13 protein-coding genes are annotated in these 19,460 nt (G+C 30.2%); 8 read left to right on the forward strand and 5 right to left on the reverse strand.

What is annotated here, in order from left to right; all coding sequences use genetic code 11:
* The first annotated feature begins 191 nt into the window (after nt 1-191).
* Nucleotides 192-773, forward strand: coding sequence for a CoB--CoM heterodisulfide reductase subunit C (hdrC, locus tag J3E06_RS05010; RefSeq protein WP_013180194.1), 582 nt, complete (start codon nt 192-194; stop codon nt 771-773).
* A 126-nt stretch (nt 774-899) separates the two neighbouring features.
* Nucleotides 900-1,820 carry a CoB--CoM heterodisulfide reductase subunit B gene (gene hdrB / locus J3E06_RS05015; protein WP_013180195.1) on the forward strand — a complete coding sequence of 307 codons (921 nt, stop codon included), beginning with the start codon at nt 900-902 and terminating at the stop codon, nt 1,818-1,820.
* A 114-nt stretch (nt 1,821-1,934) separates the two neighbouring features.
* On the opposite strand, the gene J3E06_RS05020 is transcribed toward hdrB, so the two are convergent.
* On the reverse strand, nt 1,935-3,125 hold the full coding sequence (locus J3E06_RS05020) for a cation:proton antiporter (RefSeq protein ID WP_048187133.1): 1,191 nt from the start codon (nt 3,123-3,125) through the stop codon (nt 1,935-1,937).
* Nucleotides 3,126-3,594: 469 nt separating this feature from the next.
* On the opposite strand from J3E06_RS05020, the gene dph5 reads away from it, so the two are divergent.
* The 3 genes from dph5 (at nt 3,595) to J3E06_RS05035 (ending at nt 8,015) form a co-directional block, all read left to right on the forward strand.
* The gene (gene dph5, locus J3E06_RS05025) at nt 3,595-4,362 is read left to right on the forward strand and encodes a diphthine synthase (RefSeq protein ID WP_013180197.1); all 768 of its coding nucleotides are present in this window, start codon (nt 3,595-3,597) and stop codon (nt 4,360-4,362) included.
* A 356-nt stretch (nt 4,363-4,718) separates the two neighbouring features.
* On the forward strand, nt 4,719-5,852 hold the full coding sequence (locus J3E06_RS05030) for a protease inhibitor I42 family protein (protein ID WP_013180198.1): 1,134 nt from the start codon (nt 4,719-4,721) through the stop codon (nt 5,850-5,852).
* A gap of 243 nt (nt 5,853-6,095) precedes the next feature.
* A complete protein-coding gene (locus J3E06_RS05035) occupies nt 6,096-8,015 on the forward strand; it encodes a molybdopterin biosynthesis protein (protein ID WP_013180199.1) in 1,920 nt (639 codons plus the stop codon).
* A 78-nt stretch (nt 8,016-8,093) separates the two neighbouring features.
* Here the strand turns inward: J3E06_RS05035 and J3E06_RS05040 are convergent, their stop codons facing one another.
* The gene (locus J3E06_RS05040; protein ID WP_013180200.1) at nt 8,094-8,882 is read right to left on the reverse strand and encodes a winged helix-turn-helix transcriptional regulator; all 789 of its coding nucleotides are present in this window, start codon (nt 8,880-8,882) and stop codon (nt 8,094-8,096) included.
* A gap of 657 nt (nt 8,883-9,539) precedes the next feature.
* Between J3E06_RS05040 and J3E06_RS05045 the strand changes: the two genes are divergently transcribed.
* The gene (locus J3E06_RS05045) at nt 9,540-10,640 is read left to right on the forward strand and encodes an ABC transporter substrate-binding protein (RefSeq protein ID WP_259164480.1); all 1,101 of its coding nucleotides are present in this window, start codon (nt 9,540-9,542) and stop codon (nt 10,638-10,640) included.
* Between the two features lie 121 nt (nt 10,641-10,761).
* Here J3E06_RS05045 and J3E06_RS05050 read toward each other — a convergent pair whose 3' ends face one another.
* Nucleotides 10,762-12,342, reverse strand: a complete 1,581-nt coding sequence (locus tag J3E06_RS05050) for an FIST N-terminal domain-containing protein (protein WP_013180202.1) — start codon at nt 12,340-12,342, stop codon at nt 10,762-10,764.
* Nucleotides 12,343-12,817: 475 nt separating this feature from the next.
* Here J3E06_RS05050 and J3E06_RS05055 point away from each other — a divergent pair, with 475 nt between their 5' ends.
* A complete protein-coding gene (locus J3E06_RS05055) occupies nt 12,818-13,174 on the forward strand; it encodes a response regulator (protein WP_013180203.1) in 357 nt (118 codons plus the stop codon).
* Nucleotides 13,175-13,479: 305 nt separating this feature from the next.
* The gene (locus J3E06_RS05060; RefSeq protein ID WP_013180204.1) at nt 13,480-15,444 is read left to right on the forward strand and encodes a cache domain-containing protein; all 1,965 of its coding nucleotides are present in this window, start codon (nt 13,480-13,482) and stop codon (nt 15,442-15,444) included.
* Nucleotides 15,445-15,672: 228 nt separating this feature from the next.
* Here J3E06_RS05060 and J3E06_RS05065 read toward each other — a convergent pair whose 3' ends face one another.
* Together J3E06_RS05065 and J3E06_RS05070 are read right to left on the reverse strand one after the other, a co-directional pair.
* Complete coding sequence (locus tag J3E06_RS05065; RefSeq protein WP_013180205.1) at nt 15,673-16,833, reverse strand: Coenzyme F420 hydrogenase/dehydrogenase, beta subunit C-terminal domain; 1,161 nt, start codon at nt 16,831-16,833, stop codon at nt 15,673-15,675.
* A 218-nt stretch (nt 16,834-17,051) separates the two neighbouring features.
* Nucleotides 17,052-19,079, reverse strand: coding sequence for a formate dehydrogenase H subunit alpha, selenocysteine-containing (locus tag J3E06_RS05070; protein ID WP_013180206.1), 2,028 nt, complete (start codon nt 19,077-19,079; stop codon nt 17,052-17,054).
* Nucleotides 19,080-19,460 lie beyond the last annotated feature (381 nt).

Consider the following 19,460-nt stretch of genomic DNA (forward strand, 5'->3'; position numbering starts at 1 on the left):
GATTTTGCTATTAAATATATTAATATCTAAATTAAAGTTATTTATGACTATGATTAATTAACATAAATACATTTGTATTTTTTGTTGTATTTAGGGGGATTTTACGTAATATTATACAATTGTATTACATTCGAATTTAGTAAAATCATATAAATAAAGCTTTAAAAAAATATATAAATAGGGGTGAAATAATGGTTTTAAATTCCAAAGACTATAAAAAAGAGTTTTCAGAAGCAATTGTAAATGCAGGAATTGACTTTTTGGGAGAAGACAAAAGCAATTCATTCAAAAGATGCTATCAGTGCGGTACCTGTACAGGAGCTTGCCCAAGTGGTAGATTAACAGGATTTAGGACGAGAAAAGTAATCAGACAAGCCCTATTGGGTTCTGAAGAATTACTATCCAGTGATGACTTATGGATGTGTACTACTTGCTATGAATGCTATGAAAAATGTCCGAGAGATGTTAAAATAACAGATTTAATTAAGGTAATCAGAAATTTAGCATCAGAAAAGGGATATATTGCTGATGCACATAGAAAAACATCACTTTACGTATTTAAAACAGGACACGCAGTGCCTGTTAATGCAGATATCAAAAAAGCAAGACTTGAATTAGGTTTAACAGAAATTCCACCGACTACGCACAAATATCCGGAAGCTTTACAAATGATAAAAGATATAATGAGCGAATTAGAATTCTGTAAAAAAGTAGGCATTTGCGAAGAAACGGGAGAATTAACAGAGCTTGATTTAAAATATGCGAGTGAATAACCATATAATCATTTTTGCAATATTTAATATTAAATATTTAATATTCGATATTTAAAAAATAACTAAGTAGAAATAATTAACTTAAACTAAATCTAAAATGATAATTATATAAATTGAGGGGATTTTATGGCAAATGCTAGGAATAAAGATATGAAAGACGAATATATATTCTTCCTTGGATGTATTGCACCTAACCGATACCCAGGTATTGAAAGTGCTACATACAAAGCTCTTGATAAATTAGATTTAAAGCTAAAACCATTTGAACAAGCTTCTTGTTGTCCAGCTCCTGGGGTATTTGGGTCATTTGACTTGATGACTTGGTTAACCATTGCAGCAAGAAACATTGTACTTGCAGAAGAGGAAGATTTAGACATTTTAACCATTTGTAATGGGTGTTATGGTTCGTTATTTGAAGCTGACCATATTTTAAAAGAAAATGAAACAGCTCGAGAAAAAGTAAATAAAGTGTTGGAAAAGCACGGTTTAGAGTATAAAGGAACTACAAACGTTAGACACTTGACCGAAGTGCTTTACTTTGATTTAGGTACTGAATACATCGCCGATAGGATAGAAAATCCATTGGATGCAAATGTAGCTGTGCACTATGGTTGCCACTACTTAAAACCGACTGATGTAAAGCATATTGAAAGTTCAGAAGTTCCTAAATCACTCGACGGTCTCGTAGAAGCTATTGGGGCTACATCAATACCTTATCGTGATAAAAACATGTGTTGCGGTGCCGGTGGTGGTGTAAGGGCAAGAAACCCCGAAGTAGCCCTTCAAATGTCTGAAACCAAAATTAAAAATATGCTTGCTGCGGGTGCTGATTGTGTAACCGAAGTATGTCCATTCTGCCACTTACAATTTGATAGGGGTCAGATTGAAATTGAAGAAACGTTTAAAAGACAGTACAATTTACCAGTTATACACTATTCACAGCTTTTAGGTTTGGCTATGAATATGTCTCCGAAAGATGTGGCTCTTGATTTACATTTTAAATCTGCTGACCCGCTCTTAAAAAAATTAGGATATATTGATGAATAAATTAAATAGATTAATAGATTAATAGATTGATAGAGTAATAAATTAAATAATTTTCTTCTTTTATTTTTAGTTTTATTTTTAGTTTTATTTTTTATTCTTTTATTTTAATTTTGATTAGTTTTCTTCGGTGAATTCTTCTTTATGTTTCATTACATAACTTTTTAAGAATATTGGCGGTAAAGTGGACGTTATAAGGGACAATATCACAATTGCGACAAAATATTGATATGGCAATAGTCCTAATTCTAAACCCAACGTTGCAGCCACTAAAGCAGTTGAAAGGGACGGTATTGTGAATACACCTCCACAGAAACTTTTTTTATGATTGTACTTCAAAATTCTAAGTGATATGTAGCCCGAAAAAGTTTTTAAAATTGCTAAAACGGAAACTGCTACTAATATAAGCGACAAATTACTTAAATCGGTTAAAACACCTATATTTGTATTCATACCCACAGTTAAGAAAAACAAAGGAATAAATAACCCGTATCCTATGGCGTTTAAATTCTCATTTAATAAAGTATCGTGTTCTTCTTTTGTAAGTTCTTCAGAAACTGCAATTCCTGTAATAAATGCGCCGATAATTGGATGTATTCCGATGTACTCTCCCGTAATAATAGAAATAAGTATCAATAGTAGGATAAAGTGAATTTTCGGAACGTGGAGTTCTTCTAATTTTTTGAAGATGTATTTTGACATAAGTGGTATTACGAGTAAAAGACCTATAATATATACCAAAACTAACCCTATGAACTGAAATATTTCAGAATTTAAGCTTAAACCTATTGTTGTTGCTGTTTCAGTTGCTTTAACAATTATGGATACGATTATAAGGCTTATAAGGTCTACAACTACCGTAGCACTTAGTAAAGTTGTACCAAGTTTAGATTTAATCATATTTAGCTCATCCATAAGTCCATAAACGATACCTACAGAGTGAGACGAAAATATAACTGCATAAATTAATGAACCGAAGAAATCCAGCCCGAAAAATTGAGCTACAAAATAACCCCCAATTGCCGGTATTACCATTGAAAAGAGACTTAAAACAGTAGAATTCTTAAATTCTTCCCTTAAAGTATCATTATCTACCTCTAAACCTGCTAAAAACATTAAAAACAACATTCCAAATGCACCAAACTGCATAAGGGACTCACTCATAGGTATTAAGTTAAAACCATATGGTCCTACGAATATACCTGCTAACATCATCGCTGTGATGCCGGGAATGTTAAAACGCTTTAAAATTTGTGGAAATACGAATATTAAGAGCATTACGATAAATAACATAATATAACTGTCCATAATATGCACCGTGTAAAAAACTTAAAAGTTGAATTGGTTGATAATGCCGTAAATTATATAAATTAATAAATTTTTAAGGTTTAAGATAAAAGAAAATTAATAGTTTAAATTAGATATTGTATGTATTTAAATAGTCCATATACTAAATATGTTGATAATATTATTTAATTAATCCTAAAATAATATTGGTATATTATTAAATTATTATTAAATTATTATTGAAGTATCTAATTCATACTATGCTCATTTTCTATAAAGCCTACGTATAAATTATATACTATAAATACTTTAACAATTAATAAATGGATAAATATAATAAAATAAACGATTTTACATTGATTTTTTTAAGAAAATATTAAGATATGTAAATGATATTAATATTTTAATTATGGATATTAAATTATTTAATAATTAAGTACAAGATATGATAAATTACAATAATATTATAGATATGGAAAATGGTGAAATTATGTTAATTATGGCAGGATTAGGATTATACGATGAAAAAGATTTAACCTTGAAAACACTTGAAAATGCTAAAAAAGCCGATAAAATTTATGCAGAATTCTACACTGCAATTTTAACAGGCACTACTTTGGAAAAAATCGAGGAAACACTTGGGAAAAAGGTAAATGTCTTAGACCGTGAAAAAGTAGAATATGAAACGGAGCAATTAATTGAAGAGTCAAAAGAAAAAAATATTATGTTTTTAACTGCAGGCGACCCAATGGTAGCCACTACACACGTCGATATAGCAGTAGAAGCTAAAAAGAAAGGTATTGAAGTTATAATTATTAACGCACCTTCCATATATTCCGCCATAGGAATTACAGGATTGCAAATATATAAATTTGGTAAAACTACATCTATTGTATTCCCAGAACCGAATTATTTCCCCGAAACACCTTATAATGTTATAAAGGACAATTTATCATTAGGTTATCATACGCTATGTTTATTAGATATACACGCTCACGAAAATAAATTTATGACAGCTAATGAAGGGTTACAAGTACTTTTGGACATTGAAAAAAGAAGAGAAGAGAAATTATTGAGTGAAGATACTAAAGTCTTAGTTGTTGCAAGGGCAGGAAGCTTAAAACCTAAATTAGTCTATGGAAAAATAAAAGATTTGATAAAACAGGACTTTGGAGCTCCATTACATAGTATCATAATTCTCGGAAACCTCCATTTTATGGAAGAGGAAGCTCTTGAAATTCTTGCAGAAAATGTATAATTTATTTTTTTATTATTTATTTTATATTTTATTATTTATTTTATATTTTATTATTTATTTTATATTTTATTATTTATTTTATATTTTATTATTTATTTTATATTTTATTATTTATTTTTTAAGTTATTTTTTAAGTTATTTTTTAAGTTATTTTTTAAGTTATTTTTTAAGTAATCTATTTTTACAACGTATAATACGCTATAAATTTACAATAATTTATAGTTTTTACATTAAAAATTAATTTACAATCGCCGTACTAATTAACAATATATATATACCTTTAATTCCATAATAAAATGTATTAAAGACACATAAACAAATAAATAACTTAAAAAAAGCAATAAATGAGGTAAAGTATGTATAAAAAACTATTTATGATACTTGCTGTAGTTTTAGCGATTTTGATGTCTGGTTGTGTTAACGAACAACCTGCAGGGGATATTAATCAATCAGTAAACCCTGATGACACCGCTAATTCTTCAAAATATGATGATGTTAACATAACACAACATTCAGAAAAGATGACATACAGTATTACAATTCCAAGATTTGCATCAATTCCTATAAAACTCGTAGAAAATCCATCAACAGGTTACACTTGGAACTACACTATTGAAGGAGATACTGACGCTATCCAAATCACAAGCGACAACTACATACCTGCAGATTCAGGTCTTGACGGAGCTCCAGGAACTCACGTTTATGAAGTTGAAGGTATGATGCCAGGAACTGCGGATATAGTATTCAAATACGAAAGAAATTGGGAAAATAACAGTGAAGTTAAAGAATACACATACACAATAAAAGTTATAAGTGCAGATAGATTTGACTTAGAAAAAGACCCTAACGTTGTAATGAAAGATGCTTCGATAAATACAATAAAAGGCGAAGAAATGAAAATTTCATTACCTGAAAATCCATCAACAGGCTACTACTGGGTAGTAAGTAATGGTGCACCTAAAATATTAAACTTAGTTTCATCAGAATTCGTTAGTGATAAAGCTGAAACCACTGGGGACGCAAAAGAAACTATGGTGGGTGTAGGGGGCAACAGAGTTTGGACTTACAAAGGTACAGACGCTTCTGAAATTTCATTAACATTCTACTTAATGTCAACAGCAGGTAAAGTAGTACAATACAATCACTACGATGTTTACATTGACTTAAAAGACGCTGAAAAAATAACAGAAAACAAAACTGTTCCTGTTTCAGAAGAATTTATGATTACACACGATGCACCTTCAGATTACGCTGGATATGCAATTGAAATTCAAGATAAAGATATTATAAGTTATGCAACAGTTTCCAACGAAGATTCTGCTTTAAGTACCACCTGGGTATTTAACGCTACAAAAGTAGGAAGTACAAAACTTATAATTAGAGATTACTACGGTGAAGAAAGTACTACTTCTGAAAAAATAACCACATACAACATTGTAGTTGAAGATAACGAAAACGAAAATGGCGTATCTGTAATACACAGTAGTTAATTACACTTTGTAATCTTTTAAATAATTAATTATTACTTATTTTTTTATTTTGTATTATTATTTTGTATTATTATTTTATAGGATATTATTTTTATTTTTTTATTAAATAATTAATTTTATTCAGTTTGCTATTTTATAACTCGTAAATAATACGTCTAAATTTATAAGATAAAATAAAAAGTAATAAATCTTTTAAATTGTATAATTATACTATAATATAATATTCAAAATAACGGTGTTTTTATGAGATATTTAGAACTTTTAGAAATAAAAGATGCAAAAAAAATTATAAATGATAAACTAAGTGAATTAAAAAATGAAGAAATTGATTTAATTTATTCAAATGGTCGTATTTTATCAGAAGATGTAATTTCGGAAGTAGATGTGCCACCATTTGACCGTTCACGTATGGATGGTTATGCAGTGCTTGCAAAAGACACATATGAAGCTGACGAAAGCAATCCAATTACATTAAAAATTATCGATAGCGTAAAAGCAGGTGCTTTTAGCGATAAAAAATTAACGGAAAAAACTTGCATTGAAATAGCTACTGGCGCACCTATGCCAAAAAGTGCGGACGCCGTCGTAATGGTTGAATATACGGAGCAAATAAGCGAAAATGAGATAAAAATCTATGATGCAGTAGCTCCTCACGAAAACATACAATATTGCGGTAGCGATATTATGGTTGGCGAATTGATATTAAGAAAAGGCACTAAATTAACCGCTCGTGATATTGGGGCGATTTCAGCAATCGGAAAAAACAAAATAAACGTTGAAAAAAGTTTAAACGTTGGTTTAATATCTACAGGGAATGAATTACAAGCATTAGGCAATGATTTAAAACCAAACAAAATATATGACGTTAATACATACACTTTAGCTTCATCAATACAGGAAAACGGCTGGAATTTTAATTTTTACGGGATTGTTGAAGACAATGAAAATGATTTAAAAGAAAAAATCACAAAAGCACTAAATAACGATGAAGATGTTATCATATTAAGTGGCGGAACTTCTGCGGGCGTTGGAGATTTAACAAGCACCGTTATCGAAGAATTGGGCGGTGAAATATTAGTGCACGGAATAAAAATAAAACCTGGTAAGCCTACAATAATCGGACAAATACATTTTAATAATAAAAATAAATTAGTTGTGGGGCTTCCAGGTTATCCTACGTCTTGTTTAACAATATTTGACGTATTATTCAATGAAAAAGGGAATTTATTAACTGCACATTTCCATCCTCGCTATCTTTCAGCAAAAGGGCGAGAAGAATACCTGCCGGTATCAATTATAAAAGGTTTAGAGGGTTATGGGGTATATCCTATCGTAAAAGGCAGTGGTGCAATCACATCACTCACATATGCCGATGGATATGTGATAATCCCAGAAAATAAGGAAATGTTAGAGGATGAAGTTGTTGACGTTCACCTTTTTGGCAATATTAAATTAGGGCTCAATATAATAGGTAGTCATTGTATTGGAATCGACCATATATTACAAAAAAGTGATTTAATAGCCAAAACCGTTAACGTAGGTTCTTTAGGTGGTATTAGCTCTATTAAAAGAGATGAAGCGGATATCGCAGGCGTTCATTTACTTGGAAACGATGGAGAATATAACATACCATTTTTAAAAAAATATGGGGTAAAAAATGCTTCATTAGTTAGAGGATACTTACGAGAACAGGGTTTTATGTTTAAAAAAGAATTAAATAAAAAAATTGAGGATAAAATTGGTTTTGAATTAAAAACAATTGAAGATATTGTAAAATTATTAAAATCTCCGATTGCTGAAGAAATTGACTTTATTAATCGAAATAAAGGAGCTGGCACAAGGGTACTATTTGATAAATTTTTAAAAGACAATTTAATTAATAAATCTAATATAAACGGCTATGACTTAGAAGCAAAGACTCACTCGGCGGTTGGGGCTTCAATTGCAATGAATAAGGTTGAGATGGGGGTTGGAATTAAAACCATTGCTGAAAAATACAATTTAGAATTTATAAAACTTGCCGATGAAAATTACGATTTATTGATTAGAAATGAGAAATTAAACGACCCTGAGGTTTTAGAATTTGTTGAATTGCTTAAAAAAGTGGATTTACCATTTAAAAAACCGGATAACTGTGGGGAAATTATATATAAAAGCATATAAAAATATAAAAAAGTAAATAAGTAAATAAGTAAATAAAAAAAGTAAATAGTAATTTTTTATTTTATCCCTTTTTATTTTTTAATCATTTGATTCTAATTCCGCATCTAAAATTGTATAACTTATTTTATTCTTATCAATTTCATTTAACACGTTTTCAGTCATTTTTCCCGTAACGAAAGCGATTACGTCGCACCCTCGTGTGCAAGCATTGGTAATGCCACTTGATACGCCAAATCTAATGTCTGGTTTTATATCTAATTTATGTAGTAATACTGCGCTAACAGTACCCATAGTTGCAATTACAGCATCAGGATTTTCTCCCATTATCTTTTTAACAAACTCTACATTTACTACACTTGTACCGCCCTTTACTTTAGGAGGTATTTTTAAAACGATTACTTTTCCTTTCCTTACATCAACATAACCCTCGAGTTCGTGTATAGAAATGTCATCGCCTTTTTTACCATCTTCATAAACAATAGCTGATGCTTCAGTGGTTTTTGTTTTAGAAATGTACATTAAACCCTTGTGCATATAAAGATATACTTTATCGCCTTTTTTTACATCTTCATTTGCAATTGCTGGCCAAGTGTCTTTATAACGGTATAAATTTTGATTTACTTCCGAAAGGTAATCTTTAAAGTCCCCAATCCATAATTTAAGGTGTTCCATACCCATATCTGTTATTACGTACTCTCCTCGACCTCTTGATTTAATAAAACCATTTTTTGCCAAGCTTCTGACGTGTTCGGAAACCCCTTGAACGGTTATACCCAAAACTTCCGCAATTTCCTTCTGTTTTATGTGAGGTTGTTTACGTACAATTTCAGAAAGTATTTGAAATTCAGTAATATTTCTTTTTTTCATTTTCACACCAAAAATATTATACAATTTAATCATATTTTATGTTAAATTATGTTAAATTATGTTTTAGATTATAGTTTAAATTATATTATTCAAGTGAGTTGAATAATTTATTAAATTTTATTTGATTTATTAATTCTATTTTTTTTAAGATATATAAAGGTTTGTAAATATTTTGTTTTTGATTATCTGAATTATTAATGGAGTTATACCTATTTAGCGTATTTTTATTCATAATATTATATTAATACCTTCTTACTAATCCATTATTATTAATTCCTTATTATTAATTCCTTATTACTAATCCATTTTTATTAGATTATCATAAATTCGAAGTATATTTAATTCCTAATATTATTACTTTTAAATTTATTTTTTATTAAAAGGTAAATATAAACCCCCTATCCATATATAATTATGTCTTATTGTGATAATTTTTAAAAATTGTTTCGTAAAATACATATAGTAGTAATTAAAAGTATAAAACGTAAAGCTAAATACAATCATTAATCATTTTTTTAATTAACTATATTCGTTAAAAAAAAAGAAAAAAGAAAAAAGAAACTACATATAAAATTTATAAAATTTATACATTGTACAAATATACCCCGAGGTGTTTTTATTAAAAAAATTATCTTAGTATTGGGTTGTATACTTGTATTGGCATTTTCTGGTTGCGTAAGTACCCCATCAAATGACGGAGACATTCCTACAATTAAATTGGGACATTTACCATCTGACCACGATGCACCATTACACGTAGCAACAGAAAACCCCGAATTATTTAGGGAAAAATACGGCGTTTACTTGAAAAATGTAGACGGAAATAACTATGAATTGTACGAAAACGACGAAAAAATAGCAAATGTTGAATCAGTTCTCATCACACAAGGTGGAGCCCAGATTATGACATTATTATCACAAGGTCAGCTCGATATGGGTATTAACGGAGTTCCTCCAGTTGTATTTTCCGTAGATAGCGGTACAAAAGCTAAAATTTTAGCGGGAATCAACGAAGAAGGTTCTGCATTTGTTGTAAGAAACGATATACCTGCAGAAACCTGGCCTGAATTCATTGCTTGGGTTAAAGAGCAAAACGCAGCAGGTAAACAAGTTAATATCGGTCATCCATTACCTGTTTCAATCCAATATGTGATGATAAAATCAGCATTGGATTACGAAAATATTACATATACTGAAAATAGCGAAGATAAAAGCGCTATGGTATACTTAATGAACTGTAAAGGTCAAGGTTCAATGTCTAAATTACTTGAAAAAGGAGACTTGGATGCAGTAATTGCTTGGGAACCTACGCCTGAAATATTAAAAATAAACAATATTGCGAAACCTGTAGCATACAGTGCTGAATTACCACCTGAAGGTGCTTGGATAGGTCATTCCTGCTGTGTTTTAGTTGCTTCAGAAGAAGCAATTTCAGACAACAGAGATGTAGTTAAAGCTATGACTAAATTAATGTTAGCTGCAAACAAAGAAATTAATAATAACCCTACGTTAGCAGTGAACGCTTGTTCAAAACAATTAGGTACTCCTTTAGAAGTAGAAGAATTATCTATTCCTAACATCAAATTTGCTGAAAGTGTGGACAAATTACAAGTATTTGGCCCTCAATTCGTAAAAGTTATGGATGAACAAGGAATGATGCAAAATGAATTGAAAGGTTTATCTGAAAAAGAAATCCAAGATAAATTATACGATTTCTCAATATTTGAAGAAGTTTCAAAAGAAGTTCAGGAAGCTTAATAATTTAAAAATACAATATCAATACCATAAAATAATAAAATAATAAAATAATTATCTCTTTTTTATTTTTAGTTTATAGTAATTAATTACTAAGTAATAATTAAAAAAATAGAATTTAAAATTATTGATTTTCTTTTTTACTGAATATCAATCCAAATTTAAGTAATATTTTACCAAATTCTGTTAATTGTATTATCGCATTCTCTTTTTCTGCAAAACCGTGTTTTAATATAGGGTCCACCCTATCATAAGCAGAACGTCTATGAATACCTAATGCTTTAGCTAATTCTTCAACTTTAACGGAACCACCTAACTCATCAATTTTTATCAAGGTTTCTCGAGTTGCAGGGTGCTTGGTTATCATATGAATACCCTCTTTTGCACTTATACTTACAAGGTCTGGGCAAATACCGCACATCGTAATATCATAATTCCGTATATCTCCAAAGATAATTTCCCCGTAAGTAGATAACCCCAATAAATCCCCAAGTTTATACTGTTCTAATCGGTCAGTTAGTAAATCTTTATGGGTTTCCATTAGCATTGTAGATACAGTACAAAATGTAATTGCAGGTTTATTATAGTAAGGGGGCGAATTTTCCAAAATATCAATATTTTGATTAAATAAGTCATCTACAATGTTATTATCAATTTTGATATGTTTTAATTCTTGATGATTACGAATGTAGGATGCTGTAGCCATATGGTTATCCAATAAATTTACAGGTCCTTTTAAATAGATTTCTTCATTATTTGCAACCATACCCACGGGATTTGCTAAATAAAACTGTTTATCTTTCTTCAAATCATTTACTGAACCATTGTATTTGATAAGTTCTTTATATTGCTCTATTGCATCCTTACCATTTATTTTAATAATTTTTCTCTTTGTATTTTCAGTTATTAAAAGCTTATTTTCTAAATAATGTATATCATCAAATTTTTCGATTTTATTGTCGTTATCATCTTTAATATCTTTAATATTTTTAGTATTTTTAATATCTTTAGTATTTTTATTATCTTTAATATTTTTAGTATTTTTATTATTTTTAACAACTTCAGTAATATTCAAATCTTCTTCAGTGTTCTTATAACGCCCATAGGAGATTTTAGGTATTAAATCACCTCCAAAAGCTACACAAACTACACTATCAAAGTAAGAATCATTACAGTATTGATACATTTTTTTAAATTCTAAATTATCTGAAGAGATGCCCCCAAAAATTGGAATGGTATATCCTACTTCATCGATTATACTTTCCATTACGCTTACTTCAGATTTACAAAAATCCATTAATACATATATTAATTTAGGAGACATTCCTAAATTATCGATTGCATCACGAACTGCGTTTCTTCCTGCTTCTTTTGGATTTACACTCGCACCTAAATCCACACCGATGCCTACACTAATATATTTCGAACTTAAAATACCTACTGAAACACCATTTGAAACAACTTTTTTGTTTACAATTTGAAAATTAGAGCTACTGCCTACAATTGGAGTATTTTTATCTAAAACCAATCTTACACCGTTTAAAACTTCCTCAGGATTGTATTCCGGTGAAGAATATAAAAAGGCAATAGTCGGGCTTTCAGAATGTTTTTCTATGTTTTTTAGAGCATCAGAAGTTGCGTGAGCCCCTGCTTTTAAGGGGTTATTATCTTCAGATGTTCCAAATCCATATTGTATAAATTGCACAATAGCACCACTATAATATTTAATAAAGTTTAGTAATTCACCACGATATATTTCTATTTAAGATATCCATAGCATTATTAAATATTGATAATTATTTTTAATAATACTATTCTATGTCCCATCTTTTATAAACACAACAAAATTATTTTAATTTTAAATAATTTACCACATTATAATTATGATATACATATATCTGTTGCACTAATATATTAATCATATTATTTAATTTAACACAGTATATATTATATTAGTATTATGAGTATATATGATTATTATGTAATTTATTAATTATATTTGTAATATTAATGGCAATAATTTAATACACCATATCTGTGTGAAAATTTGACAAATATTAAGTAAGATAAACATATATAACTATACAATCAATTATTACATTTTAACAATATATCCTCAAAAATAATGTATTAATAGATTATAATATTTTAATATATGATATTATCAAATAGGTGTTAATATGAAAATACTTGTTGTGGAAGATGAAGAAGATATATTAAATTTAGTAAAATTAATCCTTGAAATTGAAGGACACGACGTGAAAACTGTTTCAAGTGGCTCTATGGCAATAGAAGAATTGAAAAATGGAATTCCCGACTTAATAATACTCGATATTATGATGCCTGAGATGAATGGTTGGGAATTTTTAGAAATATCTCGAGGAAAATACGGGAAAATCCCAGTTATTGTATTTACTGCAAATGCACAATGTAATAATATAAAAATAGCTCAAGAAAAAAAAGTGGACTATTTAATAAAACCATTTGATAAGCAAGCATTAGTTGATAAAGTAAAAGAATATGACAGTTCTTGGTAACTATTATCACGTTATAGATTTTTTATGTCTTTTTAACAAATAGGTAATTAGATAATGAAAAATAAGAAAAACAGAGCAGTAAATTAATCATTGAAATTTTAAATCTCTTAATAAGAATAAAAAAGTTATATCTATGTTATATCTATGTTAAATTATATTTTATTATATTATATTATATTATATTTTATTATATTATATTATATTATGCAAAATACGGTAAATTAATAATTATGCCAAATTGGTGTATATTAGTATATAGCATTTGTATTATACAATTGTAGTCATATCAAAATGGAGAGGATTTTATGAAAAAAGTTCCACTATTTAAGAGGTTTGGCACTAAACTACTGATATATGCGACCATTGTTGCAATTATCCCTATAATATTGTTAAGCGTTATATCAAACGGCACAATTAGCAATACTATGCAAGAACATTCGCAAAATAAAATTAATAGTGATTTAAAAGTAGCTGAAAATATATTAAATAATAGATTAGATGAAATGGATGCAGTAGTTTATTATTCTAAAAATTCGAATTTAACAAAATCCATAATTTACGATAAAGATGAAAAAAGTATTTATGAATTGGCAATATCCATTAAGCAATCCACTAATTCAGATTTTGTAACCATTTGCGATGCCAATGGAAATTCGATTGGTGGTTCAAATACCAATGAATCAGGTTATGGAGATTTTAAATACTTAATGGATGACAATTTTAAAAAAGATGGGCATAAATGTATTGAACTAATTAATGAAGAAATACTTAAAGAACAAAATGTTTACAATAGCAGTATTATCAAATTATCTGGCGTGGGTAATGGAGATAGATACTTGTATAAAGCGATGGGTTTAGTTTCTGCTCAGCCAGTTTATAAAGAAGGTAAACTTATTGGTTCCATTATTGCCGTAGATATACTAAATAAAGATAACAATTTAGTAGATAAGGCAAAAGAAGTATCTGGAGAAGCTACCACAATATTTTTGAATGATATAAGGATATCCACAAATGTTAAAGATAGTGAAGATAAAAGAGCTATAGGCACTATTGTTTCGGAAGATGTTTATAAAAAGACATTGCTTAGTGGAGAAACTTATTATGGTAAGGCTTTTGTTGTTAATGAATGGTATTTTACAGCATACGACCCTATAAAGAACTTTAAAGGCGAAGTTATAGGAATGTTATTCGTAGGAACTCCTGTAGCACCATATGAAGCTTTAAACAGCAACATTAAAGTTCAAACCGTGGTAATCGCATTCTTAGGTTTAATAATTGCGATGATTGTTTCAATTATGTTAAGTAAAAGCATAATAAGACCTATGGAAAATTTGAAAGAGGCAGCTCAGAATTTCAGTGAAGGTCGTTATGGAACTAAAGTTCCAGTCGATAGTCTTGACGAATTTGGGGAACTTTCAAAGATATTCAACAAAATGTCTGATGAAATAAGTATATCCCATACAAAATTACAAAAACACGCTCAAGAATTGAGTAAATCATACGATGAACTAAAAGAATTAGATAATTTAAAATCTGATTTAATTGCAATTGCTTCCCACGAATTGAGGACACCCCTTACCTCAGTGAAAGGTTATGTTGAGTTAGTACTTGACGGTACGATGGGTGAGGTCAATGAAGCTCAGAGTAAATGTTTATCAATTGCGAATGATAACATCGATAGACTAAGAAGATTAATCGATAGTATGCTTGATTTATCAAAAATTGAACGTGGAGAACTTCAAATGCAAAAAGAATTAATGAATATGAAAGTTGCAGTTGATGAAGTTTTCGAAAATTTAAAGCCATTATTTGATGAAAAGAATATACGATTAGTCAAAGATGTGCAAAATTTAAGCTTATACGGTGATAAAGACCGTTTAATGCAAGTAATAACAAATTTAGTTGAAAATGCAATTAAATTTAATCCTACAAACGGTGAAATATATCTTGGTGCTTACGAAGACGAAGGAAACATTCACTTGATAGTACAAGACCACGGTGCAGGTATTCCCGAAAAAGACCTCGAAAAAATATTTGATAGATTTTATCAAGTTGATTCGTCATCTAAAAGACCTAAAGGAGGGTCCGGATTGGGTCTTGCAGTATGTAAAAGTATTGTGGAAGCCCACGAAGGTATTATTTGGGTTGAAAGTGAACTTGGAAAAGGTAGTACCTTCCACGTGATATTGCCAATCTTCTCCAATACTTTTGGAATCGATGACGAAGAAAATCCGTTTATAAATAAATTAAACAAAGATAAATCAGAATAAGACAATATATAATAATAAAATAATAATAAAAATAAAAATACTCCTTTTTTAATTCTTAAATTTTTAAAAAATATTAAAAATAATCTTAGAAATGATATTTAACAATGCTAATAGTGATAATAGTAATGATATAAATATATCAATAATAGATTGTAAAAAAATAAGAAATTAATAAAACATTAATAAGAAAATAAAAAAATTATTTTATATATTTTATAATTAGTTAAATTATTGTTGTCCGCCACAAGGTGAATCCATTAATGGAGGCATTGTATCGTCGACACCTGCTTGGTATCCTGATTCTTTTCTCGTTCTTTCCTGAACTTTGTGGAATATCTTAGCCACTGGGATTTCCATAGGGCATACGTCTGAACATTGACCACAGTTTACGCAACTGTACGCCATATGTGCCATTCTTACACCGTGGAACATTAAAGGTTCTGGTGGTATCTGACCTTTTGTTGTGAAGTTAGGTATTGCACATTCTACACAGAAACATACAGGACACGCATCTCTACAACCGTAGCACTTGATACATCTATTAAAGTATTCGTCCCATTCTGATAAGTCAGGGTAATCAGTCTCTAATTGAGCTTTTTTACCGCTTTCACTCATTTTTATCATAGTTTGTTCTACTTTATCTCTGATTTCAATACCTTTTGGATTTGGAGCTTTGGTTTTAATGTATCCACTTTTTTCAGCGTCTTTTATTAAGTTTTGACCCTTTTCAGTGTTTACTTCAACAAAAGTCCATTTACCAGCATCTTCGCCGATAACTCCCCAGTTTCCACAAGCAACGTCTGCTTTTCTTGGTATTTTTACATCACATCTTTGACAGTTTTCTCTTCTTCCATAACCGTCGTGCTCCAAGTCGTGCATTTTGATACCCTTGTGGGTTCCGTCTTTTAATTCTATGATAAACTTACCTTTATCGATTTCTTCCTTAACTACATCGAATGGGTCTACTTCATAGAATAATTTAATCATTTCGAGAGCTGTTTGAGGAGGTACAGTACCACCACAGTTTAAACCTATCATATAAACGTTATCGAGGTCAATTTGTGCTCTTTTAGCCAATTCAACTATTGCTTTCATATCACAAGGTTTTACCGGTACAGCTATCTTTTGGTCTTTTAAGTGTTCTTTGATTATGCCTCCCCACATTGTAGGGGCACAGTGCAATGAACCTGCAGTTTCTAAAAGGTCCTCTGAGTTTGTGATGTATGTAGGGATTGCATCATAAACATCTTGACCTTTTTTAAGTGTTAATATACCATCTACGATTTTGTTATCTAAGAGGTATTTAAATAAGGCTGTTACTGCGCCACCGCATTCTCCCTTACTTACTATTTCGGGGTCGGAAGCTTGAACATAGTACATATCGCCCATAATTCCACCGTTTTAATTTTATAATTTACTTTATAATTTATAATTTACATTATAATTTAAAATTCATAAATTTTTACAACTGAGTTATTTATTATTAAATACGTTATTAGTATAATAATTATAATAAATTGTAATTTAAGGAATAAATAACTTCAAATAACTTCAATTTTTAATAATAAAGCTATTTAAACCTTATTTTAAATCCAATATGTATGTCCTTAAGCTTTTTCGATTTTTACTGCACATACCTTATACTCTGGTATCTTACAGTTAGGGTCTTGTGCTGGATTGGTTAAAGTGTTTGCCGCAGTTTCTGCAAAGTGGAACGGCATGAATACAACTCCTTTCTTAATGTTAGGTGTGATTCTTGCTTTAACTACAACTTCACCCCTTCGAGTAGTTGCTTTAATTGGTTGGTTGTCCTTTATACCCATTTTATTGGCATCTTCTGGGTGAATTTCGATGAAACCTTCTGAAAGCTCTTCATCTAAGTGTTTACTTCTTCTGGTCATTGTACCTGTGTGGTAATGGAATATTACCCTTCCAGTTGTTAATATCATTGGATATTCTGCATCTGGCATTTCAGCAGGGTCTCCATACTCAATTGGGAATAAAACTCCTAAACCATCAGCAGTTAAGAATTTTTCCTTGTGTAATATTGGAGTTCCTGGGTCTTCAGGGGTTTTACAAGGCCAGTGTAATCCATCTACGCCGAGTCTGTCGTAAGTCATACCTGCGTATTGTGGAGTTACTGAAGCAATTTCATTGAATACTTCCTCAGGTGTGTTAAATTCGAATAATTCAGGGTGTCCCATCTTTTCTCCGATTAATTTAACAATTTCCCAGTCAACCATAGCACCTTCTAATGGTTCTATAGCTTTATGTACTCTTTGAACTCTTCTTTCAGTGTTTGAGAATGTACCATCTTTCTCAGCCCAGGAAGCACCTGGTAAAACTACGTCAGCAATTTGTGCAGTTTCTGTTAAGAATATATCTTGAACGATTAAGAGGTCTAATTCACCCAAAGCGTGTTCAACATGGTTTAAGTCAGGGTCTGAAACCATTGGGTTTTCTCCCAATACGTATAAACATTTAACTTTTTTACCCGCTTCTTCAAGCATATCAGGGATTGCAAAACCTGCATCAGGGCTTAAATCTGTCTTCCAAGCTTCTTGGAATTTTTCCTGAGCAGCAGTCACGTTTTGGTATCCCGGATATACATTAGGTAAAGCACCCATATCACAAGCACCTTGAACGTTGTTCTGACCTCTTAATGGGTTAACACCTGTTCCTGGTCTTCCCATATTTCCGGTAATCATTGCAAGATTACAGCAAGATTTTACGTTGTCAACTCCGTGTGTAAACTGAGTTATACCCATACAGTACAATAATGAAGCAGCTTTTGCACTTGCGTACATTCTTGCAACTTCTTCGATATCTTCCGCAGGTACGTGTGTTATCTTGGAAACATATTCTGGTGTGTAGCTTTCAACTACTTTTTTAAGTTCTTCGTAATTTTTAGTTCTGTTTTTGATAAATTCCTCGTCGATGAGGTTTTCCTTAATAATTACGTGCATAATACCGTTTAACATAGCGGTATTTGAACCTGGAACTAATTGCAAGTACTTATCAGCTTGTTTTGCTGTGTGGGTGTATCTTGGGTCAATAACGATAATTTTTGTACCGTTTTCTTTTGCCTTGATAATTCTTCTTGCAATTAATGGGTGTTGTTCAAATGTATTCGAACCAACGATAAGAATGCAATCTGCTTCTTCTATATCGAGTATCGAATTTGTCATAGCTCCTGAGCCAAATGCTTGGCCTAATCCTGCAACAGTTGCGGAGTGTCACAACCTTGCACAGTGGTCAACGTTGTTAGTCTTCATGACCGCTCTTGCGAATTTCTGGAAAACGTAGTTATCTTCATTTGTACATCTTGCAGATGAGAAAAATCCGACTTCATTTTGACTGTAGGTTTTCAATTTACTTGCTACGAAATCGATTGCCTCGTCCCATGAAACTTTAACTAATTCTCCATTTTTTCTGATTAATGGACTGTTAAGTCTGTCTTCTCTGTGCACAAATTCGTGACAGTAAGCTCCTTTAATGCAAGTTTTACCTTCGTTTACAGGGTGCCTTTTGAATGGGTTTGTACCGACTACTTTACCGTCTTTTACGACTAAATCGATACCACAACCAGTACCACAATAAGGACAGACCGTATGGACAAATTTTAGACCTGTCATAGTATCACCGTATTAAATACTTTTTAATTAGTATAATTGATATAATTGATATATTTGACATAATTACGATAATTATTATAATTATTATAATTAGCATAATTATTATAATTATTATTGAATAAAGATGCCACCGCTAACATCTTTAGGATAAATTGATAAATTTGATAAATAAATAATTTTAATGGAAATATTTAGTATAAATATTACAATTAATGTAAATAGTTATTAAAAATCATTTTTAGATTATATAAGCTAAATCTAATGTAATATTTGGTGATGAAACTGTCGATAATATCACAAATACAAATAATTGATAATTGATAATTTAACATTTATTTTTAATATAAAACAAAATATGAGATTAATTATTAATTTATATGA

Origin of the sequence: Methanococcus voltae, assembly GCF_024807655.1 — an archaeon.
GTDB classification, from domain to species: domain Archaea; phylum AGJL01; class Methanococci; order Methanococcales; family Methanococcaceae; genus Methanococcus; species Methanococcus voltae_D.